The organism is Ferribacterium limneticum, from assembly GCF_020510565.1.
Lineage (GTDB): Bacteria > Pseudomonadota > Gammaproteobacteria > Burkholderiales > Rhodocyclaceae > Azonexus > Azonexus limneticus_B.
This window is the reverse complement of record NZ_CP075189.1, coordinates 98872-124134: the sequence shown is the minus strand read 5'-3', so window position 1 is coordinate 124134 and position 25263 is coordinate 98872. Positions and strand designations below refer to the sequence as shown.

Annotated in this window: 26 protein-coding genes and 1 tRNA gene; 23 read left to right on the top strand and 4 right to left on the bottom strand. The window is 62.6% G+C overall.

Annotated elements, in window-relative coordinates; translation table 11 throughout:
- Positions 1-27: 27 nt before the first annotated feature.
- The 17 genes from KI610_RS00565 to KI610_RS00485 all read left to right on the top strand — a co-directional run bounded on the left by KI610_RS00565 (position 28) and on the right by KI610_RS00485 (position 17684).
- Entirely contained in the window at positions 28-1200 is a 1173-nt protein-coding gene (locus KI610_RS00565; RefSeq protein WP_226496792.1) for an isovaleryl-CoA dehydrogenase, read from the top strand.
- 52 nt (positions 1201-1252) lie between these two features.
- On the top strand, positions 1253-2401 hold the full coding sequence (gene can, locus KI610_RS00560) for a carbonate dehydratase (RefSeq protein WP_226496791.1): 1149 nt from the start codon (positions 1253-1255) through the stop codon (positions 2399-2401).
- Positions 2402-2433: 32 nt separating this feature from the next.
- A complete protein-coding gene (locus tag KI610_RS00555) occupies positions 2434-3624 on the top strand; it encodes an acetyl-CoA C-acyltransferase (RefSeq protein ID WP_226496790.1) in 1191 nt (396 codons plus the stop codon).
- Between the two features lie 134 nt (positions 3625-3758).
- Entirely contained in the window at positions 3759-4652 is an 894-nt protein-coding gene (locus tag KI610_RS00550; RefSeq protein WP_226496789.1) for a DMT family transporter, read from the top strand.
- On the top strand, positions 4649-5785 hold the full coding sequence (locus KI610_RS00545; protein WP_226496788.1) for an acyl-CoA dehydrogenase: 1137 nt from the start codon (positions 4649-4651) through the stop codon (positions 5783-5785). The genes KI610_RS00550 and KI610_RS00545 overlap by 4 nt, the downstream gene beginning before the upstream one ends.
- 77 nt (positions 5786-5862) lie before the next feature.
- Positions 5863-6477, top strand: a complete 615-nt coding sequence (locus KI610_RS00540) for a 2-hydroxychromene-2-carboxylate isomerase (RefSeq protein WP_226496787.1) — start codon at positions 5863-5865, stop codon at positions 6475-6477.
- A 7-nt stretch (positions 6478-6484) separates the two neighbouring features.
- Positions 6485-7084: an LOG family protein gene (locus KI610_RS00535; RefSeq protein WP_226496786.1), complete on the top strand. Its 600-nt coding sequence runs from the start codon at positions 6485-6487 to the stop codon at positions 7082-7084.
- Positions 7085-7136: 52 nt separating this feature from the next.
- The gene (locus KI610_RS00530; protein WP_226496785.1) at positions 7137-8744 is read left to right on the top strand and encodes a carboxyl transferase domain-containing protein; all 1608 of its coding nucleotides are present in this window, start codon (positions 7137-7139) and stop codon (positions 8742-8744) included.
- Between the two features lie 4 nt (positions 8745-8748).
- Positions 8749-9372 (top strand): FMN-binding negative transcriptional regulator, encoded by a 624-nt coding sequence (locus KI610_RS00525; RefSeq protein WP_226496784.1) that lies wholly within the window; start codon positions 8749-8751, stop codon positions 9370-9372.
- A 612-nt stretch (positions 9373-9984) separates the two neighbouring features.
- Positions 9985-10773 carry an enoyl-CoA hydratase/isomerase family protein gene (locus KI610_RS00520; RefSeq protein WP_226496783.1) on the top strand — a complete coding sequence of 263 codons (789 nt, stop codon included), beginning with the start codon at positions 9985-9987 and terminating at the stop codon, positions 10771-10773.
- A gap of 3 nt (positions 10774-10776) precedes the next feature.
- Positions 10777-12774, top strand: a complete 1998-nt coding sequence (locus KI610_RS00515) for an acetyl/propionyl/methylcrotonyl-CoA carboxylase subunit alpha (RefSeq protein WP_226496782.1) — start codon at positions 10777-10779, stop codon at positions 12772-12774.
- A 47-nt stretch (positions 12775-12821) separates the two neighbouring features.
- Positions 12822-13727, top strand: a complete 906-nt coding sequence (locus KI610_RS00510; RefSeq protein WP_226496781.1) for a hydroxymethylglutaryl-CoA lyase — start codon at positions 12822-12824, stop codon at positions 13725-13727.
- The gene (locus tag KI610_RS00505) at positions 13724-14713 is read left to right on the top strand and encodes a hypothetical protein (protein WP_226496780.1); all 990 of its coding nucleotides are present in this window, start codon (positions 13724-13726) and stop codon (positions 14711-14713) included. The genes KI610_RS00510 and KI610_RS00505 overlap by 4 nt, the downstream gene beginning before the upstream one ends.
- Positions 14714-14920 (top strand): DUF1289 domain-containing protein, encoded by a 207-nt coding sequence (locus KI610_RS00500; RefSeq protein WP_226496779.1) that lies wholly within the window; start codon positions 14714-14716, stop codon positions 14918-14920.
- Complete coding sequence (locus KI610_RS00495) at positions 14917-15093, top strand: DUF1289 domain-containing protein (RefSeq protein WP_226496778.1); 177 nt, start codon at positions 14917-14919, stop codon at positions 15091-15093. The genes KI610_RS00500 and KI610_RS00495 overlap by 4 nt, the downstream gene beginning before the upstream one ends.
- Positions 15090-16004: an MBL fold metallo-hydrolase gene (locus KI610_RS00490; RefSeq protein WP_226496777.1), complete on the top strand. Its 915-nt coding sequence runs from the start codon at positions 15090-15092 to the stop codon at positions 16002-16004. The genes KI610_RS00495 and KI610_RS00490 overlap by 4 nt, the downstream gene beginning before the upstream one ends.
- A gap of 66 nt (positions 16005-16070) precedes the next feature.
- Positions 16071-17684, top strand: coding sequence for a methyl-accepting chemotaxis protein (locus tag KI610_RS00485; RefSeq protein ID WP_226496776.1), 1614 nt, complete (start codon positions 16071-16073; stop codon positions 17682-17684).
- 65 nt (positions 17685-17749) lie between these two features.
- Here the strand turns inward: KI610_RS00485 and KI610_RS00480 are convergent, their stop codons facing one another.
- On the bottom strand, positions 17750-18934 hold the full coding sequence (locus KI610_RS00480) for a M20 aminoacylase family protein (RefSeq protein WP_226496775.1): 1185 nt from the start codon (positions 18932-18934) through the stop codon (positions 17750-17752).
- A gap of 217 nt (positions 18935-19151) precedes the next feature.
- On the opposite strand from KI610_RS00480, the gene rapZ reads away from it, so the two are divergent.
- From rapZ to KI610_RS00455, 5 genes are all read left to right on the top strand, one after another.
- On the top strand, positions 19152-19997 hold the full coding sequence (gene rapZ / locus KI610_RS00475; protein WP_226496774.1) for an RNase adapter RapZ: 846 nt from the start codon (positions 19152-19154) through the stop codon (positions 19995-19997).
- A gap of 78 nt (positions 19998-20075) precedes the next feature.
- Positions 20076-20450 (top strand): NusG domain II-containing protein, encoded by a 375-nt coding sequence (locus KI610_RS00470; protein ID WP_226496773.1) that lies wholly within the window; start codon positions 20076-20078, stop codon positions 20448-20450.
- Entirely contained in the window at positions 20431-20967 is a 537-nt protein-coding gene (locus KI610_RS00465; RefSeq protein WP_226496772.1) for a Gx transporter family protein, read from the top strand. Before KI610_RS00470 ends, KI610_RS00465 begins: the two co-directional genes overlap by 20 nt.
- A complete protein-coding gene (locus KI610_RS00460; protein WP_226496771.1) occupies positions 20960-21565 on the top strand; it encodes a flavin prenyltransferase UbiX in 606 nt (201 codons plus the stop codon). Before KI610_RS00465 ends, KI610_RS00460 begins: the two co-directional genes overlap by 8 nt.
- Positions 21562-22197: an LON peptidase substrate-binding domain-containing protein gene (locus tag KI610_RS00455; protein ID WP_319004199.1), complete on the top strand. Its 636-nt coding sequence runs from the start codon at positions 21562-21564 to the stop codon at positions 22195-22197. The genes KI610_RS00460 and KI610_RS00455 overlap by 4 nt, the downstream gene beginning before the upstream one ends.
- A 63-nt stretch (positions 22198-22260) precedes the next feature.
- Here the strand turns inward: KI610_RS00455 and KI610_RS00450 are convergent, their stop codons facing one another.
- Positions 22261-22659, bottom strand: coding sequence for a GFA family protein (locus KI610_RS00450; RefSeq protein ID WP_226496770.1), 399 nt, complete (start codon positions 22657-22659; stop codon positions 22261-22263).
- 402 nt (positions 22660-23061) lie between these two features.
- Here KI610_RS00450 and KI610_RS00445 point away from each other — a divergent pair, with 402 nt between their 5' ends.
- The gene (locus KI610_RS00445; RefSeq protein ID WP_226496769.1) at positions 23062-24213 is read left to right on the top strand and encodes a Fic family protein; all 1152 of its coding nucleotides are present in this window, start codon (positions 23062-23064) and stop codon (positions 24211-24213) included.
- An 81-nt stretch (positions 24214-24294) separates the two neighbouring features.
- Here the strand turns inward: KI610_RS00445 and KI610_RS00440 are convergent.
- Positions 24295-24368: transfer RNA gene (locus KI610_RS00440), tRNA-Gly, on the bottom strand.
- Between the two features lie 75 nt (positions 24369-24443).
- Positions 24444-25091 (bottom strand): EF-hand domain-containing protein, encoded by a 648-nt coding sequence (locus tag KI610_RS00435; RefSeq protein ID WP_226496768.1) that lies wholly within the window; start codon positions 25089-25091, stop codon positions 24444-24446.
- Between the last annotated feature and the right edge of the window lie 172 nt (positions 25092-25263).

Below are 25263 nucleotides of genomic sequence, written 5' to 3'. Positions count from 1 at the left end.
AAAATAAATCGATAACGGAGACAAACCATGAACATACCCAGCCTCGACTTTGGCCTCGGCGAAGACATCAACCTGCTGCGTGACGCGGTGAAGGCTTTTGCCGATGCCGAAATCGCACCGCGCGCCGCTGAAGTTGACCGCATCAATCACTTCCCGGCCGATCTCTGGAAGAAATTCGGCGACATGGGCCTGCTCGGCATGACGGCCGGCGAGGAATACGGCGGCACGAACATGGGCTATCTTGCCCACATCGTCGCCCTCGAGGAAATCTCGCGCGCTTCGGCGTCCATCGGCCTGTCCTACGGCGCCCACTCGAATCTGTGCGTCAACCAGATCCGTCGCAACGGCACCGAAGCCCAGCGTCAGAAATATCTGCCCAAGCTCATTTCCGGCGACCACGTCGGCGCGCTGGCGATGTCGGAGCCGAGCGCCGGTTCCGACGTTGTCTCGATGAAGCTCAAGGCCGAGAAAAAGGGCGACCGTTACGTCCTCAACGGTTCCAAGATGTGGATCACCAACGGTGGCGATGCCGACACGCTGGTGGTGTACGCCAAAACCGACATGAACGCCGGCGCCAAGGGCATGACTGCCTTCATCGTCGAAAAGGGCATGACCGGCTTCAGCCACGGCACCCACCTCGACAAGCTGGGCATGCGTGGCTCGAACACCTTCCCGCTGTTCTTTGACGACTGCGAAGTGCCGGAAGAAAACGTCCTCGGCGGTGTCGGCAACGGCACCAAAGTGCTGATGTCCGGCCTCGACTACGAACGCGCCGTGCTCTGTGGCGGTCCGCTCGGCATCATGGCCGCCTGCATGGACGTCGTCGTGCCCTTCCTCCACGAACGCAAGCAGTTCGGCCAGGCCATCGGCGAATTCCAGCTCATGCAGGGCAAGGTCGCCGACATGTATTCGACCTGGATGGCCAACCGCGCCTACGTCTATGCCGTCGGCCGGGCCTGCGATGCCACCGACCACGCCCGCACCCTGCGCAAGGACGCCGCCGGCGCCATTCTCTATTCGGCCGAAAAGGCGACCTGGATGGCAGGCGAAGCGATCCAGACACTGGGTGGCGTTGGCTACACCAACGAGTATCCGGTCGGCCGCCTGTGGCGCGATGCCAAGCTCTATGAGATCGGGGCAGGCACCTCGGAAATCCGTAGAATGCTGATTGGTCGCGAACTCTTCGCTGAAACCGCATAACACGCTCCTGCCGGCGCTCCGGACAGGGGCGCCGCAACATGGAGCCCACAGCATGCCCGTTACCCTACGCACCCTCACCGCCGACGACACCGAAGCCCTCGAGCAGGTTCGCCAGTATTTCCGCAACTATGCGGCCTGGCTCGGCGTCGACCTGTCGTACCAGAACTTCGACCAGGAAATGGCTTCCCTGCCCGGCACCTATGTCGCGCCGCAGGGCCGGCTGTTCTTTGCCGAGGTCGATGGCCGTCCGGCTGGCTGCGTCGGCGTTCGCCCGCTCTCGGACAGCGAAGGCGTCTGCGAAATGAAACGCCTCTACGTCGCGCCCGAAGAGCGCGGCCACGGGGTTGGCGCAGCACTGGCCCTGGCCGCGATCAAGGCAGCCAAGGAGATCGGCTATCGCAAGCTGATCATCGACACCCTGCCCAACATGCGCATGGCCGTGAAGCTCTACCGTGAGCTGGGTTTCACCGAGGCGCCGAACTATTACCAGACGCCGGTCGAAGGCACGATGTTCCTCGCCCTTGATCTCGACAATTGGTCGGAAGAGGAAATTCGCAGCGAGAACCTGTCGCACCTGTTCGATTTCAACCGCGCCTGGGCCGGCCAGATGCAAGCCGTCGATCCAAATTATTTCGACAAGCTGTCACAGTTGCAGACGCCGGAGTTCCTGTGGATCGGCTGTTCCGATTCGCGCGTGCCTGCCAACCAGATCGTCGGCCTGCTGCCGGGCGAAGTCTTCGTCCATCGCAACGTCGCCAATGTCGTCGTGCACACCGACCTCAACTGCCTGTCGGTCATTCAGTACGCCGTCGATGTGCTGAAAGTGAAGCACATCATGGTCGTCGGCCACTATGGCTGCGGTGGCGTGCTCGCCGCCCTCAACCGGGCCCGGGTTGGCGTCGTCGACCTCTGGCTGCGCCACGTCCATGACGTGCACAACAAGCATCTGGCCAACGTCAACAACCTGCCCGAAGAACTTCGCCACGACCGGTTGTGCGAACTGAACGTGCTCGAGCAGGTGGTCAATGTCTGCCACAACCCGGTCGTTCAGGACGCCTGGGCGCGCGACCAGCAGCTGACCGTCCACGGCTGGATCTACGGCCTCAAGGATGGCCTGATTCACGACCTCGGCATCACCGTCGACCACCCGCAGGATTTGCCTTTCCGTTACGACGCCGCACTGAAAGCGTTGGACGCCTGAATTCATAACAAGCAACGCAAGGAGAAAGCAGCATGAATGACCCGATCGTTATCGTTTCCGCCGCCCGCACCGCCATGGGCTCGTTTCAAGGCGGTTTCAGCGCCCTGACCGCTGCCAATCTCGGCGCCGTGGCCATCAAGGCCGCCGTCGAGCGAGCCGGCATCGACGCCAACCTGATCGAGGAAGTGCTCATGGGCTGCGTGCTACAAGCCGGCCAGGGCCAGGCCCCGGCCCGCCAGGCGGCATTGCAGGCAGGTCTGCCGCTCTCGGCCGGTTGCGCCACCATCCACAAGGTCTGCGGCTCGGCCATGAAGGCAACGATGCTCGGCCACGATGGCATCCTGGCTGGCTCCTATGGCGCCGCCGTGGTCGGCGGCATGGAGTCGATGACCAACGCCCCCTACCTGCTGTCCAAGGCGCGCGGCGGCTATCGCCTCGGCCACGGCCAGATGTTCGACCACATGTTCATGGACGGCCTCGAAGACGCTTATTCCAAGGAAACCCGCGGCCGCCTGATGGGGACCTTTGCCGAGGAATGCGCGACCACTTACGGTTTCACGCGTGAAGCGCAGGACGAATTCGCCATCCGTTCGACGACCCGCGCCATCGAAGCCAGCAACAATGGTTCCTTCGCCTGGGAAATCGCCCCGACCACCGTTGCCGGCCGCAAGGGCGATGTCGTGATCGACAAGGACGAAGGCCCGTTCGCGGTCAACGTCGAAAAAGTCCCGACCTTGAAACCAGCTTTCAAGAAGGACGGGACCGTCACCCCGGCCAACTCCTCGTCGATCTCCGACGGCGCCGCCGCCATGGTCCTCATGCGCGCTTCGCAAGCCGCCAAGCTCGGCCTGCAGCCGATTGCCCGCATCGTTGCGCACACCACGCACGCCGGCACGCCCGCCCTCTTCCCGTCGGCTCCGGTCGGCGCCATGCAGAAATTGTTCGCCAAGACCGGGTGGACTGCCGAATCGGTCGATCTGTTCGAAATCAACGAAGCCTTCGCCGTCGTCACCATGGCTTCGCTGCACGACCTCAAGCTCGACCCGGCCAAGGTCAATGTCCACGGTGGCGCCTGTGCGCTTGGTCACCCGATCGGTGCTTCCGGTGCCCGCATCGTCGTCACGTTGCTCGGCGCGCTCAGGAAGTACGGCAAGAAGCGGGGTGTCGCCAGCCTGTGCATCGGTGGCGGCGAAGCGACGGCTCTCGCGGTGGAAATGCTGTAAGTGACCATCGAGTCGCCTACCCACTCCCTCCCCTTCAAGGGGAGGGTTGGGGTGGGGATGGGTAATTCGGTCGCCAATGGCAGACCAGCACCCATCCCCCTCCCAGCCTCCCCCTTGAAGGGGGAGGAGTCGTTGTGACCTACGCCAAGCTGATCGCTGCGATGTTTTTCTGGGGTGGAACCTGGATCGCTGGACGCATCATTGCCCAGGAGCTGACGGCACCGCTGGCCATTGCCGCGCTGCGCTTCGTGCTGTCCGGCGCCATCGTTGCCGGCGTGCTGCTCCTGTCCGAGGGCAGCATTCCGCTGCCGCAGGGCGGGCGGGAGTGGGGTCTGGTCTGGGCGCTCGGGTTTTTCGGCATCTTTCTCTACGGCCTGTGCTTCTTTTTCGGCCTGCAGCGCATTTCGGCCGGGCGCGGCGCGCTGGTCGTCGCGCTCAACCCGGTAGTCATCGTCATCCTGGCCTGGCTGACCGGCAAGGAGCGCATGACATCGCGCAAGGCTGTCGGCAGCCTGATCGCCTTTGCCGGCTGCCTGACGGTGATCGGCAACGGCGATCCGCTGGCCTTGATCAACGGCGAGGTCGGGCTCGGCGAATGGCTGATCCTCGGCTGCGTGGCGAGCTGGGCGGCTTATACCTTTCTCGGCTGGCAGGCGACGCATTGTTTCTCGGCGCTGGCGACGACGCTCTACGCCAGCCTGAGCGGCGCCCTCCTGCTCGGTCTGGCCGCGCTGTGGCAAGGTGACATCGATCCGGCCGGCTGGTCGTGGCGCGTCTGGGCCAGCATGGGCTTTCTCGCCTTGTTCGGCACGGCCATCGCCTACACCTGGTTCACCGCCGCCGTGCATCAACTCGGTGCCGGCCACGCCTCCGTCTTCATCAATCTGGTCCCCGTCTTCGCCGTCCTGCAGGCCGCGCTGCTGCTTGACGAACGGCTCCGCCCGGCCGTCTTGGCCGGCGGTCTGCTGGTCATCGCCGGCGTCTGGCTGACCACACGACAAAAAAATACTCTGGAGAAAACCGCATGATTCTCACGCAAGAACAGGAAATGATCCGCGACACTATGCGCGCCTTCGCGCAGGAGCGCCTCGCCCCCTTCGCTGCTGATTGGGACCGCAACCACACCTTCCCGGCCGAAGCGCTCAAGGAACTCGGCGAACTCGGTGCGCTGGGCATGGTCGTCCCCGAGGAATGGGACGGCGCCGGCATGGATTACATGTCGCTGGTCCTGACCCTCGAAGAAATCGCTGCCGGCGACGGTGCGACCTCGACCATCGTCTCGGTGCAGAACTCGCTGGCCTGCGGCATCACGATGAAATACGGCACCGACGCGCAAAAGGAAGAATGGCTCAAACCGCTGGCCCGCGGCGAAAAGCTCGGCTGTTTCTGCCTGACCGAGCCGCATACCGGCTCCGACGCCTCGGCGATCACCACACGCGCCGACCGCGATGGCGACTCCTTCGTGCTCAACGGCGTCAAGCAGTTCATCACCACCGGCAAGCATGCCCAGATGGCCATCGTCTTCGCGGTCACCGACAAGGCGGCCGGCAAGAAGGGCATTTCCTGCTTCCTGATCCCGACCGCGACGCCCGGTTTCATCGTCGGCCGTACCGAGGACAAGATGGGTCAGCACGCCTCCGACACCGTGCAGATCATTCTCGAAAACTGCCGCGTGCCGGCTTCGGCGCTGCTCGGCAAGGAAGGCGAAGGCTACAAGATCGCCCTCTCCAACCTTGAAGCCGGCCGCATCGGCATCGCCGCGCAGAGCATCGGCATGGCCCGCGCCGCGTTTGAAGCGGCAGTGCGTTACGCCAAGGAGCGCGTCACCTTCGGCGTGGCTATCATCGACCACCAGGCCGTCAATTTCCGTCTGGCCGACATGAACACCCTGCTCGACGCCGCCCGCCTCATGGTCTGGCGCGCCGCCCAGCTCAAGGACTCCGGCAAGCCGTGTTTGAAGGAAGCTTCGATGGCCAAGATGTTCGCCTCCGAAGCCGCCGAGAAGATCGCTTCCGACGCCATCCAGATCCACGGTGGCGTCGGCTACACCAGCGACTTCCCGGTCGAACGGATCTACCGCGACGTGCGCATCTGCCAGATTTACGAAGGCGCCAACGACATCCAGCGGCTGGTCATCGGGCGCAGCATCGCCAACGAGTAGTCAAACCCCATTGCTACGGTCAACCGGAAAAAAACCCTAAAAATGAAATTGACCGTAGCCCCAACAGGAGACAAACGATGACCGACGCCAAGCCCCCAATCGACTTCTGGTTCGATTTTTCCAGCCCCTACGGCTATCTGCTCAGCGAAAAGATCGATGCCCTGGCCGCCCAATACGGCCGCAAGGTGCGCTGGCACCCGATCCTGCTCGGCATCGTTTTTCAGGCCACCGGCTCGCGCCCACCGGCCGATGGCGTCAGCAGCAAGGGCAAATACATGCTGCACGACTTCCATCGCTCGGCGCGCTTCATGGGCATTCCCTTCAATCCGCCGAGTCGTTTCCCGCTGCCAACACAGAACGCCGCCCGCGCCTATTATTGGCTGCACGGCCAGGACTGCGCGCTGGCCCGGCAGTTTGCCCACGCCACCTATCGCGCCTTCTTCGTCGACGACCTCGACATTTCCTCGCCCGACACCGTGCTCGACATTGCCGAAAAGCTGGGCGTCGATCGCGCCACGCTGGCTGCCGCGATGAAAAGTCCGGAAATCAAGGCCAGACTCAAGGACGAATGCGAGCAAGCGCTGGCCGCCGGCGTCTTCGGCTCACCGCACGTGATCATCGACGGCGAAGCCTTCTTCGGCGCCGACCGCCTGCCGCAGATCGAACACTGGCTGAAAACCGGTGGCTTCTGAGGATTTCATGAAACGAATCTGCGTCTTCTGCGGCTCCAACGCCGGCAGCAACCCGGTCTACCGCGCCGCAGCCGAAAAGCTCGGCCGCCTGCTTGCCGCCCGCGGCATCGAACTGGTCTATGGCGCCGGCAACATCGGCCTCATGGGCGCCGTCGCCGATGCCTGCCTGGAAGCGGGCGGCACGGTCATCGGCATCATCCCGGAGGCGCTGATGGGCAAGGAAGTGGCCGGCCGCGCCGTCGATCACCGGGCGCTGACGCGCATCGAGATCGTCGATTCGATGCACACCCGCAAGGCACGCATGGCCGAGTTGTCCGACGGTTTCATCGCCCTGCCTGGCGGCTTCGGCACCTTCGAGGAATTCTGCGAAATCCTGACTTGGGGCCAACTCGGCTTCCATGCCAAGCCGATGGGCCTGCTCAACGTCAATGGTTTCTACGACCCGCTGCTCGCCATGTTCGACCAGGCCGTAGCCGAAGGCTTCCTGCGCGCCCAGAACCGGGCCATGGCGCTGGCCGACACCGACATCGAAAAACTGCTGGCCACGATGACTGCCTACCGACCTGATCCGGTCAGCAAGTGGCTCAAAGAGGAAAAGCAGTTGTAGCACCTACCAAATCGCAATTCAGGCAACGCACACATAAAAGAAGCGAGGAGACATGACCATCCTGAAATCCCAACTCAACCCGCGCTCGGCCGACTTCCAGGCCAACGCGGCGGCCATGGCCACGGTCGTCGCCGACCTCCATGAAAAGGTCGAGAAGATCGCCCTCGGCGGCCCGGAAGCGGCGCGCCAGAAACATCTGGCCCGTGGCAAGCTGCTGCCGCGCGAGCGGGTCAACGGCCTGCTCGACCCCGGCACACCGTTCCTTGAGATCGGCCAGTTCGCCGCCTACGGCATGTACGGCGGCGATGTGCCGGCGGCCTCGGTGATCGCCGGCATAGGCAGGGTCAATGGCGTCGAATGCATGGTCGTCGCCAACGACGCGACAGTGAAGGGCGGCACCTACTACCCGCTGACCGTCAAGAAACACCTGCGCGCCCAGGAAATCGCCCTGGAAAACCGGCTACCCTGCGTCTATCTCGTCGATTCCGGCGGGGCCTTCCTGCCCATGCAGGACGAGGTATTCCCGGACAAGGAACACTTTGGGCGCATCTTCTTCAACCAGGCCAACCTGTCGGCCGCCGGCATTCCGCAGATCGCCGCCGTCATGGGTTCGTGCACGGCCGGCGGCGCCTACGTCCCGGCCATGTGCGACGAGTCGATCATCGTCAAGAATCAGGGCACGATCTTTCTCGGTGGCCCGCCGCTGGTGAAAGCCGCCACGGGTGAAGTCGTCTCGGCTGAAGACCTCGGCGGCGCCGACGTCCATACGCGCATTTCCGGCGTCGTCGACCATCTGGCCGAGAACGATGCCCACGCGCTGGCCATCGCCCGCCGCATCGTCAAGGATCTGAACTGGAAGAAGCAGCCGCCAGTCACGCTGACGACGCCGGTCGAACCGTCCTACGCCGCCGAAGAACTCTACGGCGTCATCCCGACCGATTCGAAGAAGCCCTTCGACGTCCGCGAAATCATCGCCCGCATCGTCGACGGCTCCGACTTCGACGAGTTCAAGGCCCGCTACGGCACCACGCTGGTCTGCGGTTTCGCCCGGATTTACGGCTACCCGGTCGGCATCGTCGCCAACAACGGCATTCTGTTCAGCGAATCGGCCCTGAAGGGCGCCCATTTCATCGAACTTTGCGCCCAGCGCGGCATTCCGCTCGTATTCCTGCAGAACATCACCGGCTTCATGGTCGGCCGCAAATACGAAAACGGCGGCATCGCCCGCGATGGCGCCAAGATGGTGACGGCCGTCGCCACGGCCAAGGTGCCGAAATTCACCGTCGTCATCGGCGGCTCGTTCGGCGCCGGCAACTACGGCATGTGCGGCCGCGCCTACAGCCCGCGCTTCCTGTGGATGTGGCCGAACGCCCGCATCTCGGTGATGGGCGGCGAGCAGGCGGCCGGCGTGCTGGCCACCGTCAAGCGCGACGGCATCGAGGCGTCCGGCAAGACCTGGAGTGCCGAGGAGGAAGCGGCGTTCAAGGACCCGATCCGCGAGCAGTATGAGACACAGGGCCATCCCTACTACGCCTCGGCGCGGCTGTGGGACGACGGCATCATCGACCCGGCCGATACGCGGCGGGTGCTCGGCCTCGGGCTGTCGGCGTCAATGAACGCGCCGGCCGAAGAGACGAAGTTCGGCATTTTCCGGATGTAAGACGATGTATCTGCCCAAGCATTTTGCGGAAACTGACATCGGCGTCATGCACGAGCTGATGCGCGCCTTTCCGCTCGCCACGGTCGTCACGCAGGGTGCGGAGGGGCTGGAGGCTAACCACATCCCGTTGCATCTGGACGCGAGCGCTGGCCCGAACGGCACCTTGCGCGGCCACGTTGCGCGGGCCAATCCGCTGGCCGCTGATGCCACGGTCAACCGGAAAATTCTCGTTATTTTCAAAGGTCCGGATTGCTACATCAGCCCGTCCGGCTACGCCACCAAGGCCGAGCACGGCAAGGTGGTGCCAACCTGGAATTACACGGCGGTGCATGCCTACGGCGAGTTGCGCCTGATCGACGATGCTGAGTGGCTTTTGGCCCAGTTGCATGCGCTGACCGCTGAGCACGAAGCCGGGTTACCACGTCCGTGGGCGGTTGATGATGCGCCGGCTGATTACATCGGGAAGATGCTGGGGGCGATTGTCGGGATTGAGATTGCCATCGACCGCTTGGTCGGGAAATGGAAGGTTAGCCAGAATCAGCCGGCGGCTAATCAGGCGAGTTTGATTGCGGCGTTGGATGGGCAGCCGATGGCTGGGTTGATTCGGGGGAGGGGGGTTTCTAAATGATTGTTTCCTCGAATTGGCTTGGGGTTCCGTTGAATGAGCTTGGGGTTCCGCCTTGTTGGCGGGCGTACTTTCTTTTGCTTCGCCAAAAGAAAGTAGCCAAAGAAAAGGCGACCCCAGGGTCGGCGCCCTTCGGGTTCCTTGCGCTACTCGGCAGGCCGGGCGGCTTGCTAAACTCGCCTGCGGCTCAGACAACGCAAGCCGACTGCCCCCGGCCCGCCTGCGTTGCTCAGCGCCTTCCACGGGGGCCCCAAAAACGTCCATGTTCAAGCGTTTTGCCCCAAAAAACAGATTCCCACGGTCAACCGGAAAAAAAGCCCAAAAATGAAATCCACTGGCTCAGCGTGGACGCCTTACCGGGCCCCTTGAGAGGTGCCGAGCAACGCAGGGGCTGGCGGAAAAAGGGCGAGGACTGTCTGAGGGCGAAGCCCGAGTTCCGCAGCCCCCGCCAGTCCCGAGTAGCGCAGGGAACCGGCGTAGCCGGCACCGACCCAGGGTCGCCTTCTTCTTTGCTTACTTTCTTCTTGGCGAAGCAAGAAGAAAGTAAGACGCGCCTCAAGCGCGGAAAACAACGCCAATTCAGCAAAACCAAATAACAAAACCGAGACAAACAAAATGCCCTTCCAAGCCCTGGAAATACAACTCACCGGCCCGGTCGCCACCATCTGGATGAACCGCCCCGACCTCCACAATGCCTTCGACGAAACCCTCATCGCCGAACTCACCGCCGCCTGCATCGCCCTCGACGAAGACAAAGATGTCCGCGTCGTCATCCTGGCCGGCCGCGGCAAGAGCTTCTCCGCCGGCGCCGACCTCAACTGGATGAAGCGCGCCGCCAACAACGGCCTCGACGACAACCTCAACGACGCCCGCGCCCTCGCCCGCATGCTCCGCGTGCTGGCCGAGATGAAGAAGCCGACCATCGCCCGCGTCCAGGGTGCCGCGCTCGGTGGCGGCATGGGTCTGGCTGCCGCCTGCGACATCGCCGTCGCCTCGACCAAGGCCGTCTTCGCCACTTCCGAAGTCAAGTTCGGCATCATCCCCTCGGCCATTTCGCCGTACGTGCTGCGCGCCATCGGCGCCCGGCAGGCTTACCGCTACTTCCAGTCGGCCGAACGCATCGATGCCACCCGCGCCCGCGAAATCGGCCTCGTTCATGAAGCCGTCGAGCCGGAACAGCTCGATGCCAAGGTGCAGGAAATCGTCGCCTCGCTGCTGCAAGGTGGCCCGCTTTCCCACGCCGCCGCCAAGGACCTGATCCGCGCTGTCAACGGCCGGCCGATCAACGACACGCTGGTCGATGACACCGCCCACCGCATCGCCCACCTCCGCGCCACGCCGGAAGCCCGCGAAGGCATTGCCGCCTTTTTGGATAAACGTCAGCCCAACTGGATTGGGGAATAAGCCATGTTTAACAAGATCCTCATTGCTAACCGCGGAGAAATAGCCTGCCGCGTCATCAAGACCGCTCGCCGCATGGGCATCCGCACCGTCGCCGTCTATTCCGAAGCCGATGCCAACGCCCGCCATGTCCGCCTCGCCGACGAAGCTGTCTTGCTCGGCCCGGCCGCCGCCCGCGAGTCCTACCTCGTCGCCGACAAGATCGTCGACGCCTGCAAGCGCACCGGCGCCCAGGCTGTCCATCCCGGCTACGGTTTCCTGTCCGAAAACGCCGATTTTGCCGATGCGCTGGCCGCCAACGGCATCGCCTTCATCGGCCCGCCAGCCTCGGCCATTCGCGCCATGGGCTCGAAATCCGAAGCCAAGAAACTGATGGGCAAGGCCGCCGTACCGCTCACCCCGGGCTACCACGGCGACGACCAGACGCCGGAACTGCTGCACAAGGAAGCCGACGCCATCGGCTACCCGGTGCTGATCAAGGCGGCAGCGGGCGGCGGCGGCAAGGGCATGCGCCTCGTCGAAAAGAGCGAGGATTTCCCCGACTCCCTCGCCTCGTGCAAACGCGAAGCCGCCTCCAGCTTCGGCAACGAGCACGTGCTCATCGAGAAATACATCACCAAGCCGCGCCACATCGAAATCCAGGTCTTCGCCGACACGCAGGGCGATTGCGTCTATCTCTTCGAACGCGACTGCTCGGTGCAACGCCGCCACCAGAAGGTGCTCGAAGAAGCCCCCGCCCCCGGCATGACCGATGCGCGCCGCCATGAGATGGGCAAGGCCGCCGTCGCCGCCGCCAAAGCCGTCGGTTACGTCGGCGCCGGTACGGTCGAATTCATCGCCAATCAGGACGGTTCGTTCTATTTCATGGAAATGAACACCCGCCTGCAGGTCGAGCACCCGGTCACCGAAATGATCACCGGGCAGGACCTCGTCGAATGGCAATTGCGCGTCGCCGCCGGCCAGCCGCTACCGCTCGCCCAGGAACAGCTGCAGATTCGCGGCCACGCCCTCGAAGCCCGCATCTACGCAGAGGACACCAACAAGGGCTTCCTGCCGTCGACCGGCAAGCTCGTCCGTCTGTCGCCGCCGGCCGAAAGCCTCAATGTCCGCGTCGATACCGGCGTCGAGGAAGGCGACGAAATCACGCCTTTCTACGACCCGATGATCGCCAAGCTCATCGTCTGGGACGAGCATCGCGACGCCGCCCTGGCCCGCATGCGCAAGGCGCTGGCCGACTATCAGGTGGCCGGCGTCACCACCAACGTCGATTTCCTCTCCCGCCTCGTCGCCTGTCCGGCCTTTGCTAGTGCCGACCTCGACACCGGGCTGATCGAACGCCAGAAGGAATTCCTTTTCCCCGCCGCCCAGGCCGTGCCGCGCGATGCCCTGCTCGTCGCCACGGTCGGCGAACTACTCTGGGAACAGCACGAAGCCAAACAAGCAGCCAAAAACAGCGGCGACCCCTGCTCGCCGTGGCATGCCCGCGACGGCTGGCGCATGAACCTGTCGGCCGCCCGCCTGATCGGCTTCCGCGACGGCGACAGCCTGATCGAAGCCATGGTGCGCTACCAAGGCGACAAATGGCAGATCACCATCAACGGCCAGACCACGCTGGCCCGTGGCAAGAAACTCGAAGGCGACCGCTTTGCCGTCGAACTCGACGACCGTCGCCTGATGGCCAGCGTTGTCGCCGTCGATGAAAAACGCAGCATCTTCCTCAACGGAAGCACGTACTCACTTCTCCGCGACGATCCACTACACCTGGTCGAAGCCGGCGGTGCCCAAGGCGGCGGCCTGACCGCACCGATGCCCGGCAAGGTCGTCGCCCTGCTCGCCCAGCCCGGCCAGAAGGTCGAAAAAGGCGCACCGCTGCTCATCCTCGAAGCCATGAAAATGGAGCACACCATCACCGCCCCCGCCGCCGGAACCGTCAAGACTTTCTGCTACGCTGCCGGCGAGCAGGTGGCCGATGGAGCCGAACTGGTCGAATTCGAGCCGAACTAAACCAAGTTCCCTCCCCTTGAAGGGGAGGGAGTTAACGAGGTACCCCCATGAAGCTGCCCAGCAAGGTAAAAATCGTCGAAGTCGGCCCGCGCGACGGGTTGCAGAATGAGGCGCAGGTGGTCCCGACGGCGATCAAGATCGAACTGATCGAACGCCTGGCCGATGTCGGCCTGCGCGTCATCGAGTCGACCTCCTTCGTCTCGCCAAAATGGGTGCCGCAGATGGGCGACAACGCGGCGGTCATGCGCGGCATCAAACGCCACGCTGCTACGGTCTACCCGGTTTTAACGCCAAATTTGCAAGGTTTTGATGCGGCCATTGAAGCCGGCGCGACCGAAGTCGCCATTTTCGGCGCTGCCTCCGAGATTTTTTCCCAAAAAAACATCAATTGCTCGATTGCCGAGAGCCTGAAACGCTTCGAACCCATCGTTTCGGCTGCCTCGGCACTGGAAATTCCGGTCCGCGGCTACGTTTCCTGCGTCGTCGGCTGTCCGTATGAAGGCGCCATCGACCCGAAAAAAGCTGCCGAAGTCGCCAAAACCCTGTTCGACATGGGTTGTTACGAAGTCTCGCTCGGCGACACCATCGGCGTCGGCAATCCGGCTTCCATCAAACGCCTGATCGAAGCCTGCGCCAAACTCCTCCCCATCGAAAAACTGGCCGGCCATTACCACGACACCTACGGCATGGCTGTCGCCAACATCTACGCCTCACTGCAGATGGGCATGGCCGTCTTCGACAGCTCGATCGCCGGCCTCGGCGGCTGTCCCTACGCCAAAGGCGCCTCCGGCAACGTGGCGACTGAGGACGTTGTTTATCTATTGCAAGGCATGGGCATTGAAACCGGCATCGATCTGGCTAAACTGGCAATTGTCGGCGACTGGATTTCCAGCGCCATCAACCGCCCGAATGGCGCCAAAGCCGGCCGGGCCCTTTGTGCCAGGTCCGAGTGAGCCTTCTTTCCACCGTAGCCGATTTTCTCAAGCCCGCGCCGCCGCTCGACCCGTCCTTGCGCAAGGCGCTCGACCGGGTGGCCGAGATGGTGGACCCGATGCTCAAGGCTGCCCCCGGTTTCGAAAAGCACCTGAGCGGCCCGGTTGAATACGCGCTGGGTTACTGCGACGGGCTGGTCGCCTCGCTGCCCGGCCCGATCGACATCAACCGCAAGGCCTTCGCCAACGATCCGCTGGTGCACGCGCTGTTCGCCACGGCCGGCGACATCGACCAGATGCTCGGCCGCAGCCAGGCCGTGCGCGATTTTCTCGCCGAGCCATGCAGCTGGGAAAACGAGTATTTCTACGCCATGTTCGCCGCCCGCCGGCAACAGAAAAAGCAGCTCGGCATGGCGCAACAAGGCGATGTCATCCGCAACGACGTCCCCCAGCTCGTGCTCTTTTTCTCCGGCCAGACGCTGATCGAGCCGAGCTGCCAGCTCGACGCCACCCGACACGGCCTGCGCTGCAAGGCGCTCGAAAGCCTGCTCCATACCTTCCACGCCCATGTGAAAGCCCTGCGCGACGAGCGCGAAGGCCTGCGTGCCGATGTCTCGGTCGAACGCGCCCACCTCACCATCCTGCGCGGCACCTCGGGCGACCATGCCCTGGAAGTCGGCACCCGTCACCTCGCCGAGCTCGACACCAAACTGCGCCACACCGCCGAATCGCTGATGCCCGAGCATCTGGTCCACGCGCTGGCCGACTACCTCAAGTCGCCCGAAGAGGCCCTGCACCTGACGCCGGTCAGCATCACGGTCGACCGTCAGGGCATTGTTTCCGACGACGGCAACGAGGATATCAACGCCCATACGCTCAACTTCCCGGAACTAACTGCCCGTGACCGCCGTCTTCATCTGGCCATGCTGGCCAGAATCAGTCGCGACGAAGCCCTCGAAGCCGTTGAAATGGTCCGCGACCAGCAACACCGCTTCATGCTCATTTAAATGACCACCTCACCCTGCATCAACATCTGCAAGATGGATGCGAGCAACGGCCTGTGCCAAGGTTGCTTGCGCACTATCGATGAAATCACGGCCTGGTCGCGCCTCGACGACGCCGGGCAGCAGCACATCCTGGCCAACGTCGCCCGGCGACGCCACGAACAGGCTCCGCAGGAATGCAATAGTCGCAGCAACACCAACACAAAATGAACGACGAAGAACTCTACCAATGCGTCGGCATCTGCATGGCCGACCCCGATTCCGGCTATTGCCTCGGCTGCGGCCGGCCGCCGCTGAGCGCACCGGACATCGTCGCCGAGCTGGTCGTGCCAACGACAACGCAGCCGGCCAATCGTGATGGCAGCCCGGAAAAGCCGGAATGAACCCGGACCTCCCGGCCAGCCTGCTCGTCCTTGAGCGCGGCTGGCTGTCGGCCAACAACATCCTGTTTTTCGATGGCGATCAGGCCACCCTGGTCGATAGTGGCTACGTCACGCATGCCGAACAGACGGTCCAACTGGTCCATCACGCCCTGGCCGGCCGCCAACTGACTCGGCTGATCAACACCCACTCGCATTCCGACCACATCGGCGGCAATGCCGCGCTCAAGGCCGCCTTTGACTGCGAGATCATCGTCCCGGCCGGCCTGCACGCGGCCATTGCCGAGTGGGACAAGGATGCTCTGCTGCTCTCCCCTCTCGGCCAGCAAAGCGCCCGCTTCCAGCACGACAGCCTGATCGACGCCAACCACGAAATCGAAATGGGCGGCCTCAACTGGCAGGCACTGGCCGTTCCCGGCCACGACATGGAGGCGCTGGCCTATTACAACCCGGAAAAGCGCATCCTGATTTCCGGCGATGCCCTCTGGGAAAACGGCTTCGGCGTCATCTTCCCGGAACTGCTCGGCGAAGCCGACGGCCTGGCCAGCACGCAGGAAACCCTCGAAATGCTCGCCCGGCTGCCCATCGACATCGTCATTCCCGGCCACGGCAAGCCGTTTTCCACGGTGGACGCCGCTTTTGAACGGGCTTTCCGGCGCCTTGGCAACTTCCGCAGCAATATCGGGCAACTGGCCTGGCATGCCATCAAGGTCATCGTCTCCTTCGCGATGATGGAAAAACGCCAGTTGCCGAAAGCCGACTTTCCCGCCTTCGTGCTCTCGCTACCGTTCGCCGTCGACGTCAACGCCCGCTTTCTGAATCTCTCCGACGAGCGCCTGGTCGCCGGCCTCGAACGCGAACTGCTGCTGGTCAATGCCCTCAGGCTCAACGATGGAATGATCACCGCCGGCTAAACTGGCTGGCTGTTGCAAAACGGTGGCCGTACAATGAAACCCTAATATTACAAAAGGGGTAGGGCCATGAGTTTCCGTAACCGACTGTTGCTTGGCATGGCCTTGATCATGGCCGCTTTCATTGCCGCCGTTGTTGTCGCCAACAGCGGCCTGCGCAGCACATCGGCCCGCTTCGGCAGCTTCCTCGATGGCATCGGTGCCCTGCAGCACGGCTATCAGGATATGTACAGCCAGGGGCTGCAAATGGGCCAGGCGTTGCGCAACATTGTCCTCGACCCGAGCAATCCCAAGGCTTTCGACAATCTCGAAAAAGCCCGCAAGGACTTCGCCGCGGCGCGCGAACGCGCCACCAGCGCCGCCGCGTCCGTCGACGGCTTCAGCACTTCGCTGGCCCGCCTCGGACCCCTCGCCAAAGCCCAGGCCGATGCCCAGACTGAAGTTCTCGCCGCCATCAAGGCGGGCCGCACGGATGACGCGAAGACCCTGATCAACAGCAAGGAAACGCCCGCCTGGCGGGCCTTGAAGAAGGCCCTGCTTGATGACCTCGAGGTCATCGACAAGGCCACCGATGCCCAGCGCCACGAAGTGGCCGCCAAGGCCGAACAGGCCGGCAACATCGTGCTGGCGCTGTCGGCGTTGGCCATTCTGGTCGGCATCGCCAGCGTCATCACCACGCTGGCCTATGTTCGCCGCCAACTCGGCGGCGAGCCGGGCTACGCCCGTCAGGTGGCCAACGCGATCGCCACCGGCGACCTGACGCAACCGATCGCCATTGCCGATGACGACCGTAACAGTCTGCTGGCCGGGTTGGCTGCCATGCAGGTGCACCTGCGCGAACTGGTCAGCACGCTGGCCAGGCATGCGAGCGACGTCGCCCAGACGGCGACCCAGATGGCGTCGGCCACCTCGCAGGTAGCCAGCGGCAGCGATCAGCAACTGGATGTCGCCCGCAACATGGTCAGCAATGGCGAAGTGCTCTCCGAAAGCCTCGGCCAGGTGATGAATGCCGTCAGGGAAGCCGAGCAGATCGTTCAGGGGTCGAGCAAAATCTCGGGCAGCGGCGCGGCGCTAGCCAGCAAGGCCGCCGAAGAAACCAAATCGATGGCCAGTTCGGTGCAGGTCACGGCCACCCACATCCGCGAACTGGGCACGCTGTCCGCCCAGATCAATTCGATCCTCGGCGTCATCTCCGACATCGCCAGCCAGACCAACCTGCTCGCCCTCAATGCCGCCATCGAAGCGGCACGCGCCGGCGAACAGGGGCGCGGCTTTGCCGTGGTCGCCGACGAAGTGCGCAAGCTGGCCGAACGCACGACAAAATCGACCGCCGAAATTTCCGCCATGGTCGATAGCATCCACACCGGCACGGCACGCGCCGTCGATGCCATGGAATCCGGCATGCGGCAGGTCGATGGCAGTGTCCAGCTATCCAACCAGGCGCGCGACGCCTTCGACCAGATGAACACCAGTTCGCTCGAGGTGACACAGGTGGTGGCGCGCATCACCGATGCCATCAGCGTCGAGTATCAGAACGAAGGAACGATGCAGACCCACATTGGCGTAGTGCGCAACCTGATCGAAGAAGGGGCCCGCGCCATGCGCGACGTCGTCGCTTCGGCCGAACGCCTGAAAGGCATGGCCGGCGAGTTGAACCAGCAGGTTTCCCGCTTCAAGCTCTAGACGGGGCGGCGCCCATTGCTAAAAAGCGGCGTTGAACGCCGCTTTTTTTCGCCTGCAAAACCGGCTCAGGCCGCTGGTTTTACCGGCAGATAACGCTGAACGAGGCGCACCCAGTAGCTGGCGCCCAGCGTCAGCAACTCGTCGTTGAAATCGTAGTGCGGGTTGTGCAGCGTGCAGCCGCCGGTGCCCGGGCCGTTGCCGAGCCAGACGTAGCAACCCGGCTTTTCGTTGAGCATGTAAGCGAAATCCTCGGCGCCCATCGAAGGCAGGATGTCGGTCAGCACACGTTCCGGTTTGAAGACTTCGCCGGCGACTTCGCGGCAGAATTTGGCCTCGTTGACGCTGTTGACCGTAGGTGGATAGCGGTGGTCGAACTGGACGCTGATCTGCGCCCCGTTGGCCGCCGCGATGCCGCTGCACAGCCGTTCGACGGCGCGTTCGATGTTTTCCTGGACCTCCGGCTTGAAGCTGCGGATGGTGCCGCGCAAAATCACCTCTTCGGGAATGATGTTCCACGCCTCGCCGGCATGAAATTGCGTGACGCTGACGACGGCCGATTCGCACGGGTGCAGCGTACGGCTGACCACGGTTTGCAGGGCCAGCACCAACTGCGAGCCGGCGACGATGGAATCGACACCCTGATGCGGCATGGCGGCGTGGCAGCCGTGGCCGCGTACGATGATCTCGAAGGCGCAGGTGCCGGCCATGACCGGCCCGGGCATAACAGCCATTTCGCCGACCGGGATGCCCGGCCAGTTGTGCAGGCCGAACACCGCCTCGACCGGGAAACGCTCGAACAGGCCATCCTCGATCATCACCGCGGCGCCACCTTCGGATTCCTCGGCCGGCTGGAAGATGAAGACCGCGACGCCATCGAAATCGGGGTGCTGCGCCAGGTGGCGGGCGGCACCGAGCAGCATGGCGGTGTGGCCGTCATGGCCGCAGGCGTGCATCTTTCCGGCGTGCTTGGAGTGATGCGGAAATTCGTTCATTTCGGCCAGCGGCAGCGCATCCATGTCGGCGCGCAGGCCGACCATCTTGGACGAGGTACCGGCGCGCAAGACGCCAACGACGCCGGTTTTGGCGATGCCGCGATGGACTTCGAGGCCGTAGCGCTCGAGTTCGCGGGCGACGATGTCGGCCGTCCGGTTCTCGTTGAAAGCCAGCTCGGGATGGGCGTGAATGTCGCGGCGCAGCGCCGTCAGTTCAGCCAGGAATGGCAGGTCGAGCAATGGAATTGTCGGGGTCATGTTGATCTCCTGTTTTTCTGTTCGCCGGCAACCTGATTCGTCACGCCCGCGAAAGCGGGAGTCCATGCTTGAACCGGATTCCCGCTTCGCCCGCCGCGAAGCGGAGTCCCGGGTGTGTCGAGGCCGCGGGAATGACGTGCAGCTCGTACAAAGACTGCCGGCTTTATATTATGCCGCGGGTTGATACCGTGCGCCGCCTTGATTATGCTCTGCCTCCATGGAACTCATACTGATCAGCGGACTTTCCGGGTCCGGCAAGTCCGTCGCCCTGAACCTGCTCGAAGACGCCGGCTATTACTGCGTGGACAACCTGCCGGTGATCATGTTGACGGTCCTCGCCGGGATGCTCAAGGAAGAAAATGTCGGCAAGGTGGCTGTCGCCATCGACGCCCGCTCCGGCCACGGCATCGAGCTGCTGCCAGCCAAGCTCGACAAATTGAAGGAAGACGGCGTCAAAATCACCTTCCTCTTTCTCTTTTCGCACGAGGAAACGCTGCTCAAGCGCTATTCCGAATCGCGGCGCCGTCACCCGCTGGCCACCGCCGGACAGACGCTGGAAGAAGCGATCCGGGCCGAAAACAAATTGCTCGAGCCGATTTCCACCCTCGGCCACCGCATCGACACCAGCGGCATGAAAGCCAGCGGCCTGCGCGAATGGGTCCGCCAGTTCATCGAGGCCGAGCCGGGCCAGGGCCTGACCCTGATGTTCGAGTCCTTCGGCTTCAAGCACGGCATTCCGCTCGATGCCGATCTCGTCTTCGACGTCCGCTGCCTGCCCAACCCGCACTACGACCCCGAACTGCGCCCGCTGACCGGCCGCGACCAGCCAGTCGTCGATTTCCTCGAAGCCGAGGAAGAAGTCCGCCGCATGCGCGACGACATCTGCCGTTTCGTCGCCACCTGGCTGCCCTGCTACATCCGCGACAACCGCAATTACCTGACCGTCGCCATCGGCTGCACGGGCGGCCAGCACCGCTCGGTTTACATGGCCGAATGGCTGGCCAACGAATTCGCCACGCGGGCCCGGGTCCTGGTCCGCCATCGTACGCTGGCTGGCGGCTGAGGGTGCTGCAGGCAGCCAATTCCACGGTCAACCGGAAATAATGGCCAAAATCGAAATGCCCCGGCGCCGGGCAAGGCCATGAGCTGGCTGCCCTTGATCCGCCCCGGCGACTGGCTGATCATGCTGCTCAGCGCCGCCGCAGTCGGCGCCAGCATCCCGATTTTCTGGCAAGGCGGGCTGGCTGACCGCGCCATCATCCGGCAGGAAGGCAAGGTCTTCGCCGAAGTCGACCTCAAGGCCCGCAAGCAATACGCAGTCGCCGGCCCGCTCGGCACCACGCTGATCGCCGTCGAACCGGGCCGTGCCCGCGTCGTCTCCGACCCCAGCCCGCGCCAGTATTGCGTCAAGCAGGGCTGGCTCATGCGCCCCGGCGAAATCGCCATCTGCGCCCCGAATCGCGTCAGCGTCCAGATCGCCGGGCGGACCAAGGTCTATGACTCGATCAGTTATTGAACTCACCGTGACCGCCGAGGACCGCCGCGTCGCCTGGCTGGCCACGGCGGCGGTCGGCCTCTCGCTGGTCGACGCCGCCATCCCGTCGCCGCTGCCCGGCGTCAAGCCGGGGCTGGCCAACATCGTCACCCTCGTTGTCCTGGCCCGCTACGGCTGGGGCACGGCGGTCTGGGTCAGCGCCCTGCGGGTTTTGGCCGGCAGCCTGCTGCTCGGCTTCTTCCTCGCCCCCGGCTTCTTCCTGTCGCTCATCGGGACGACGCTCAGCCTGCTCACCCTCGGTCTCGCCCGTCATCTGCCTGCCCGCTGGTTCGGCCCGGTCAGCCTGTCCATCCTCGCCGCCTTCGCCCACATCGGCGGCCAGTTGCTGCTCGCCCGCGTCTGGCTCATTCCGCACGACGGGGTCTTTCTGCTCACCCCGGTTTTCGCCGCCGCGGCACTGGTTTTCGGCACCATCAACGGCCTGATCGCGGCTAAACTGCTGGCTGAACCTGCGCCTCCGGAAGTTTCCAATGCCTAAAACGATTTGCCTCGCGCTGACCGGTGCCTCTGGCATGCCCTACGGCCTGCGCCTGCTCGAATGCCTGCTTGACGCCGGCTGCAAGGTGCAGTTGCTCTATTCGCAGGCATCGCAAGTCGTCGCCAAACAGGAACTGGATTTCGAGCTGCCGTCGCGCCCGTCCGAGGCCAAAGCCGCCCTGCTCGCCCGCTTTCCCACGGTCAACCCGGAAAACCTCGCCGTTTTCGGCCGCGAAGAATGGTTCGCCCCGGTCGCCTCCGGCTCCAACCCGCCCGACGCCATGGTCGTCTGCCCGTGCTCGATGGGCACCCTGGCCGCCATCGCCCAGGGCCTGGCCGACAACCTCATCGAACGCGCTGCCGACGTCGTCATGAAAGAAGGCCGCAAGCTCGTGCTGGTGCCGCGCGAAACGCCGTTCTCGGCCATCCACCTCGAAAACATGCTGCGCCTCTCCCGCGCCGGCGTCGTCATCCTGCCACCCAGCCCGGGCTTCTACCACCATCCGCAAAACGTCCAGGACATCGTCAATTTCGTCGTCGCCCGCATCCTCGACCAGATCGGCGTGCCGCACACGCTGATGCAGCGCTGGGGCGAATGATGGGCTGGTTCGACTTCGTCCGCTCGCCGACCGGCAACGCCGTCGAAACGATGCGCATCCCGCTCTTCCCGCTCAACACCGTGCTTTTCCCGGGTAGCGTGCTGCCGCTCAAGATCTTCGAGCAACGCTACCTCGACATGGCCGCCGCCTGCATGAAAGACGGCTCGCCCTTCGGCGTCTGCCTCATCGAAAAAGGCAGCGAAGTCGGTGCCACCGCCGAACCGCACGCCGTCGGCACGCTGGCCACCATCGGCGACTGGGAGATGGAACAGCTCGGCATCCTGATGATCACCGCCCACGGCAGCCGCCGCTTCCGCATCATCGAAACCAGCGTCGGCGCCAACAACCAGCTTGAAGCCAGCGTGGAACTGCTCGCCGAAAGCGGCCCGACACCGCTACCGCCCGAACGCCAGCGCCTGGTCCCGCTGCTCCGCCGCGTCGTCGACGACCTCGGCAACGAACGCCTGCCCGAACCGCACCGCTACGACGAGGCCGAATGGGTCGGCTTTCGCATCACCGAAGTCCTGCCCATCCAGAACCTCGCCAAGCAAAAACTGCTCGAACTCGACGACCCGCTCGCCCGCCTCGAAATCCTCGAAAAATACCTCGACCAGCGGAAACTGCTCGGCTGAAAACCAATTGCTTTGGTTACACCCCCCGACAGCTTGCCGGGGGGGAATGTCTGAAATAAAAACTCAGCCCGGCATTCTCTCGAAGCTGGGAAGGCCCTCGGGAATCATGTGGAACGCTTGCTTGTCCACCGTAAAAATCGCGACCTTGGGGACAAAACGGGCCGGCTCATCCATCGTGCCAACCTTCACCGCCATCAACCCACCCGGAATCTCAGTGCCAATCGCCGTGCCACAGTTCGGGCAAAACCGGCGCGTCACCGCATTGGGCACATCGCTGCGCGTAAATGAGGCCGGATTGCCCTTGGTGTAGGCAAAGCCGCTCGACGGGACAGCGATGAACGTATTCGGCTCGCCCCCCGTGATGTACTGACACTGGCGACAGTGACACTGCCCCTCCAGGACCGGCTCGCCTTCGACCCGATAACGCACCTCGCCGCAATAGCAACCACCTTCAAAAATCATGATGTCTCCTTTTTATATGAAGAGAAAAGCCCCCTGAAATAGCTGGCTCCGGAACAACGCTGCCAGATCGCCTGAGCGACCATTTCGACCATTTCGACCATTCCAGGAAACCTCATTATTACCTCGAACCCTCCTGAATTTCGCTCGGCTAAACCATTGTCTAATCGCCAGTGACTCGCAAACAACCCCAGATGTGACAACAGTCGCCAGCCACAGACTTATCGTATGTTGAACAAACTTTGAACCCCCAATCGCTTTGAAAAAATTCGCCAAATTTCTTTCAAAGCATATAATCCGATACAAATATTTTTCAAATCCTTTTTCCGCTTTGAAAAAAAACACCCACTTTCTTTCAAAGCAAAAAATACTTTGAAAGAAACTTTCGGTTAACGGGGTAACACCGTGAATAAAAACGATTTTTCAGACAGACCTAGCGGCCGTTTGATCGATACCCCAAAGGGCTACACGGCCTTTGTTCCCAATCCACTTCCACCTCCTATCGAATTCGACATGGGCCTGGCCCTTGCCTTGTCGAAGGCCGATTCCGCGCTATCTGAACTTTCCGGGCTAGGAGGGCAACTACCGAACCCGCATCTGTTGATTTCACCCTACATCAAAAGGGAAGCGGTTCTATCGTCTCGAATCGAAGGGACCAAAGCCAGCCTCTCCGACCTCCTCATCGACGAAATCGAGGATGGCAACACCAAGCGCACGGCCACGGACGACATCAAGGAAGTCCGGAATTACGTTACTGCGCTGGAGCATGGCGTCAATCTACTGAACGAATTGCCGCTTTCCCTCCGGTTGATTCGCGAAATTCACGCCAAGTTGATGCAAGGCGTGCGCGGTGACAAGGCGACGCCTGGAGAATTCCGCAAAACGCAAAACTGGATAGGCCCCGCCGGTAGTACCCCGATGACCGCCGCGTTCGTCCCACCACCGGTTGACGACATGAATGATTGCCTTGGAGATTGGGAGAAATTCCTGCATCTCCACGACGTCATTCCTGATCTCATCCAGTGCGCGATGATGCATGTCCAGTTCGAGACCATCCACCCATTCCTGGATGGAAACGGCCGGGTAGGCCGTCTGCTCGTCACCTTCTTCCTTCTCGAAAGGAAACGGCTGTCCCAGCCCCTGCTCTATCTATCGGCATTCATCGACGCCCACAAAGGCGACTACTATGACTTGCTTCAGCGGGTTCGTACCCATGGCGAGTGGAATCCCTGGTTCCATTACTTCCTCCAGGGAGTAACCGAGATCGCAACGGAAGCCGGGCAGCAAGCAAAGGAACTGCACTCACTCAGGGAACAATACCGAGCCAGACTGCGGGATAAGCCGAACGCGCTAGGTTTGGTCGATGAACTGTTCGTTAACCCTTACATGACAATTGCCCGTGCCGTAAAAATCCTGGGCAAGACCCATCCAACGGCCAATGCAGCGATAAAGGCCCTTGAAGGCAATGGGATATTGAAAGAGGTCAGTGGGCGACAATGGGGACGGTACTATGTGTGTCCACCTATCCTGGAAGCATTGGAAAAGCCATTTGTTTGACCGAAGCAACCACCAGAAAACAAAAAGCCAACCTCTCTCGGTTGGCTTTTTTGCAGATAAACGACCTGTATGAATTCGATGTGGAGCGGGCGATGGGAATCGAACCCACGGCTCTAGCTTGGGAAGCTAGGGTATTACCATTATACGACGCCCGCTCAGGACAGCAGGCCGCCATTCTATGCGCAGAAGGCGGCCGGTTCAATGTTCCTGTGCGGGGTCGGTCGGGTTGCCTAGGCGGTCACTGAGAGCAGCGTGGCAATCCCGCTGTTTTCCTGATCCTGGCCGGGGCCGTAGGCGTGCATCAGTTGCATGATTTTCATCATCACCTCGGCATCGCTGTTGTTTGCCGTGGTCGTCGCGGTGGCCGTGCCGGTGTCGGAGGCGGAGGTCGACTCGGTTGATTTGTCGTAGGCCATGGCTTCCTTGAAGCTGACCTTGCCGTCGCTATCGGTGTCCGCTGCTTCAAAATTCTCGACGATCTTGTTGATCAGCTCGGTTCGTTTCGTATCGCTGCTGTCGACGGATTCGAGCTGGCTGGTCAGTTCTTCCTTGGTGAAGCCGGCGTCGTCGGCTGGCGGCGGGGGTGGCATGCCGCCGGGGCCTTGCATCGGGCCGCCGAACTGGCTGCTGACAGATTCCTGCAGCTTGGCGAGAACGGTGGCGAATTCGTCTTTGGTGACCTTGCCGTCGCTGTTGCTGTCGAGCGCCGTGAAGACGTCTTCGGCGCTCGTGCTGCTGGTGCTTTGACTGGCGTTGCTGGTGATCTGGCTGAAGGCTGCGGCCAGATCGCTTTTTTCGAGATAGCCCTGGCTCTTGGTGTCCAGCTTCGAGAACAGCATGCTTGCCATTTGAGATGCCTGGTTGATTCCGCTCAACATGATTCGCTCCTTGGATGAAATTGACGAGATGCCTGGCCTTTGGCCAAGTAGCTTTCCTAGTGCAAGTTATCGGCCTAAACCGAGGTGTTTTGACGGCGCTTTGGGTTAATCCGGGTAAAAGAATGTTAAGAAAAACTGTATTCGTGGCGTTTTATTAGGAATAACACCGGCA

What these genes read in the sequence shown, in the direction of transcription:
- KI610_RS00565 (WP_226496792.1), top strand. Translation starts at nt 28, where the DNA reads ATGAACATACCCAGCCTCGACTTTGGCCTCGGCGAAGACATCAACCTG.
- can (WP_226496791.1), top strand. Translation starts at nt 1,253, where the DNA reads ATGCCCGTTACCCTACGCACCCTCACCGCCGACGACACCGAAGCCCTC.
- KI610_RS00555 (WP_226496790.1), top strand. Translation starts at nt 2,434, where the DNA reads ATGAATGACCCGATCGTTATCGTTTCCGCCGCCCGCACCGCCATGGGC.
- KI610_RS00545 (WP_226496788.1), top strand. Translation starts at nt 4,649, where the DNA reads ATGATTCTCACGCAAGAACAGGAAATGATCCGCGACACTATGCGCGCC.
- KI610_RS00540 (WP_226496787.1), top strand. Translation starts at nt 5,863, where the DNA reads ATGACCGACGCCAAGCCCCCAATCGACTTCTGGTTCGATTTTTCCAGC.
- KI610_RS00535 (WP_226496786.1), top strand. Translation starts at nt 6,485, where the DNA reads ATGAAACGAATCTGCGTCTTCTGCGGCTCCAACGCCGGCAGCAACCCG.
- KI610_RS00530 (WP_226496785.1), top strand. Translation starts at nt 7,137, where the DNA reads ATGACCATCCTGAAATCCCAACTCAACCCGCGCTCGGCCGACTTCCAG.
- KI610_RS00525 (WP_226496784.1), top strand. Translation starts at nt 8,749, where the DNA reads ATGTATCTGCCCAAGCATTTTGCGGAAACTGACATCGGCGTCATGCAC.
- KI610_RS00520 (WP_226496783.1), top strand. Translation starts at nt 9,985, where the DNA reads ATGCCCTTCCAAGCCCTGGAAATACAACTCACCGGCCCGGTCGCCACC.
- KI610_RS00515 (WP_226496782.1), top strand. Translation starts at nt 10,777, where the DNA reads ATGTTTAACAAGATCCTCATTGCTAACCGCGGAGAAATAGCCTGCCGC.
- KI610_RS00510 (WP_226496781.1), top strand. Translation starts at nt 12,822, where the DNA reads ATGAAGCTGCCCAGCAAGGTAAAAATCGTCGAAGTCGGCCCGCGCGAC.
- KI610_RS00500 (WP_226496779.1), top strand. Translation starts at nt 14,714, where the DNA reads ATGACCACCTCACCCTGCATCAACATCTGCAAGATGGATGCGAGCAAC.
- KI610_RS00495 (WP_226496778.1), top strand. Translation starts at nt 14,917, where the DNA reads ATGAACGACGAAGAACTCTACCAATGCGTCGGCATCTGCATGGCCGAC.
- KI610_RS00490 (WP_226496777.1), top strand. Translation starts at nt 15,090, where the DNA reads ATGAACCCGGACCTCCCGGCCAGCCTGCTCGTCCTTGAGCGCGGCTGG.
- KI610_RS00485 (WP_226496776.1), top strand. Translation starts at nt 16,071, where the DNA reads ATGAGTTTCCGTAACCGACTGTTGCTTGGCATGGCCTTGATCATGGCC.
- KI610_RS00480 (WP_226496775.1), bottom strand. Translation starts at nt 18,934, where the DNA reads ATGACCCCGACAATTCCATTGCTCGACCTGCCATTCCTGGCTGAACTG.
- rapZ (WP_226496774.1), top strand. Translation starts at nt 19,152, where the DNA reads ATGGAACTCATACTGATCAGCGGACTTTCCGGGTCCGGCAAGTCCGTC.
- KI610_RS00470 (WP_226496773.1), top strand. Translation starts at nt 20,076, where the DNA reads ATGAGCTGGCTGCCCTTGATCCGCCCCGGCGACTGGCTGATCATGCTG.
- KI610_RS00465 (WP_226496772.1), top strand. Translation starts at nt 20,431, where the DNA reads ATGACTCGATCAGTTATTGAACTCACCGTGACCGCCGAGGACCGCCGC.
- KI610_RS00460 (WP_226496771.1), top strand. Translation starts at nt 20,960, where the DNA reads ATGCCTAAAACGATTTGCCTCGCGCTGACCGGTGCCTCTGGCATGCCC.
- KI610_RS00455 (WP_319004199.1), top strand. Translation starts at nt 21,562, where the DNA reads ATGATGGGCTGGTTCGACTTCGTCCGCTCGCCGACCGGCAACGCCGTC.
- KI610_RS00450 (WP_226496770.1), bottom strand. Translation starts at nt 22,659, where the DNA reads ATGATTTTTGAAGGTGGTTGCTATTGCGGCGAGGTGCGTTATCGGGTC.
- KI610_RS00435 (WP_226496768.1), bottom strand. Translation starts at nt 25,091, where the DNA reads ATGTTGAGCGGAATCAACCAGGCATCTCAAATGGCAAGCATGCTGTTC.